Genomic DNA, 2,693 nt, shown 5'->3' on the forward strand with positions numbered 1-2,693 from the left:
GGCGCACGCTTCGAAAAGGGCCACCTCATCGAACAAGAAGAGACCCTCGCAGCATGAACCACACCAACTGATCCACAAGTCTTGACTATTGCTCCCATCCCGGCGTCGACACCGCTGCGCAGATAGTGCAGCACCTCGGAGTTGAGCCGTTCGCCGGGCAGCGCCGCCGGGATGCCGGGCGGGTAGGGCGTCAGCATTTCGGCGGTGACACGGCCGACGGCCTTCTCCCACGGCACCTGTTCGACCCGGCCGAAGAAGGCGTCACGCGGCAGCATGACCTGCTCCAGTCGGAGGTCGGCCGGGTCGGGCACCTCCACCCGTGGGGCGGGCGCAGTTCGTCCGCGTGGTCGGCGACGTCGCGCAGCGCGGTGATCAGCGCTTCGGCGCTGCGTTCGTCGTCGGCGTGGGTGAGCTGGGCGCTGGTGCGCCGGTGGTCGGACAGGTGCAGGTTGATGTGGTGGTGCTCGCGGATCCAGTCGGCGATCCGGTAGCCGGTGGTGTCGAGTCCGGTGATGTCGACGATGACCTGGAGCGGGTCGAGGTCGGCCGCGCGGCCGGGCCCGCAGAAGTCGTCCCGCCCGTGCACGTGCATGCCGTCGATCTCGGCGATACGGGCCCGTACCGACTTGGCGAGGGCCAGTGCGTCGTCGTAGAGGGCGTGGCCGTGCTGGACCATCTGGCGGCGCCAGCCGTCGAGGGCCGCGTACACGAGGACCGAGGAGCTCGTGGTGCCCAGGAGGTCCTCGCGGTTCTTGAGGACCTCCGGTTCGATCAGGTCGCCCCGGAGGTGGAAGACGGAGCTCTGTTCGAGGCCCGAGCCCATCTTGTGGACGGAGGTGACGCAGACGTCGGCCCCCGCGTCCATGGCCCAGGTCGGCAGGTCGGGGTGGAACGGCAGGTGCGCGCCCCACGCCTCGTCGACGATCAGCGGTACGCCGCGTTCGTGGCACGCCTCCGCGATGGCGGGCAGGTCGGAGCAGGTGCCGTACGGCGTCGGAGTGGTCACCAGGGCGCCCCGGGCGTCGGGGTGGGCGGCGAACGCGGCGCGGAAGGCGTCGGCGGACGGCGGGTGGGCGATGTGGCGCTCGGGGTCCCACTGGGGCTCCACCCAGATGGGCACGATCCCGGCGAGGACGAGGCCGGACACCACCGCCTTGTGCGCGTCACGGCCGACGAGCAGCTTCTCGTGCGGCCCGGCGACGGACAGCATGGCGGCGTTCACGGACAGGGAGCTGCCGCAGGTGGAGAAGAAGGTGTGGTCCGCCCCGACCGCGTCGGCCATCAGCTCCTGCGCCTTGGTGATGACGCCGTGGGAGGAGGTCCGGTCGTCCAGCCCGCTGGTCGCGAGCACGTCGGAACGGAAGACGGCGTCACCGAGGACGGCGCGCACCCGCGGATCGGCACCCCGGCCCTGCTTGTGGCCGGGCGGGGTGAAAGGTGTCCGCTTCTCGGTAGTGGTACGCGACGAGCGCGTCGAGCACGGGCGCCTGTGAGTGGTCCATGCCACCCCAGTGCCCCGCGAAGTGGGGCAAAAACGGGCCAAGGTCGTCCACGCGACGGGGCTCCGCGCCACGGCCGGGGCCGCCGTCCCGGTCAGGGCCGGGGGCGGACGCGCTGCCAGCGCGGCCGGGCGTCGGCGCCCCGGCGGCCCGCGACGGAGGCGCAGCGGGGGCAGACGCGCCGGACGCGGTCGGCCGAGCCGCCGGACTCCGGGAGCGCGTCCTGCCAGGTGACGTGCGGGAAGCGGCCGAGTCGGGACCTGCTGAGGGAGAGGCCGCAGACGGTCTGGTTCAGGCCGGGCTCCCACGCGTGGACCTCCCCGGCGGGCAGCCGCCGGCGGCCTTCCTCCTCGTCCGTCCACTCCCCGGAGGCGGCGACCGCGTACTGCTTCCGCTTCGGCATGGCCGGTCAGCCCGCGGCGTTGTCGACGCGCAGGCGCACCTGGTCCTCCAGACGCTGGAGGCTGTGGTCGAGGGCGTCGTTCACCGGGGCTTCGCCGGGGTCGTGGCTCTCGTCGAAGAACGACAGGTGCACGGTCACCTCGCTGGCCCCGCCGTCGATGCCGGCGACCTGGAGCCACCCCGCGTAGCCGCCGTGTTCCCTGGTGCCCCATTCGATGCGCATCTGGTCCTTCCGGGCGCGCAGCAGGGCGGAGGTGTCCTCGTCGGTGCGGTCCTCGTGGACGGTGACGGCGGGCAGTCGGCCGGGGTGTACGTGCAGGGCCTCGGGCAGCCAGTTGTCGAGCTGGTCGATGTTGGCGGCCTGATCGAAGACGTGCTCGGGCAGGGCCGGCATGGTGCGGGAACGCTCGTACTCGGTCATCGCTCCACCGTTCCTCGTTCGTCGGCTCGGGGGTGTCCGCGGTGACGGGTGCCCTCCCTGCCCGGACTGAAGCCGGGAGGAAAGGTGGAGGGAACGTGAAGGGGAATGAGAAAAGCCCCGGCTGGACGGGGGAACCAGCCGGGGCAGTGTGTGGCGGCAGTGAAGGCGTCTTCACAACCGACTACATGAACGATAAACCATCCCGCGGCGTTCGATCCAATCGGGACGCCCTCATGCCACTGTCACGGCGCCGCGGTGCGCGCGGTGGCACCGGCCGCCCCGCCGGGAGCCGATGCCTCGGCGGCCTGCGCGGACAGCGGGGTCGCGATGTCCTCCAGCGACCTGCCCTCCGCGGCGACGGCGAAGAAGAT

Annotated in this window: 2 protein-coding genes and 1 pseudogene; all 3 read right to left on the reverse strand. The window is 71.8% G+C overall.

The window, feature by feature from the left end; translation table 11 throughout:
• A pseudogene (locus AC07DW_RS34015) lies at positions 1–1,502 on the reverse strand (aminotransferase class I/II-fold pyridoxal phosphate-dependent enzyme); the annotation flags it as partial.
• A gap of 91 nt (positions 1,503–1,593) precedes the next feature.
• The gene (locus tag AC07DW_RS34020; protein ID WP_478861464.1) at positions 1,594–1,902 is read right to left on the reverse strand and encodes a hypothetical protein; all 309 of its coding nucleotides are present in this window, start codon (positions 1,900–1,902) and stop codon (positions 1,594–1,596) included.
• A gap of 6 nt (positions 1,903–1,908) precedes the next feature.
• Positions 1,909–2,322, reverse strand: a complete 414-nt coding sequence (locus tag AC07DW_RS34025; RefSeq protein WP_478861465.1) for an SRPBCC family protein — start codon at positions 2,320–2,322, stop codon at positions 1,909–1,911.
• Positions 2,323–2,693 lie beyond the last annotated feature (371 nt).

Source organism: Streptomyces sp. NPDC045701, assembly GCF_056432045.1.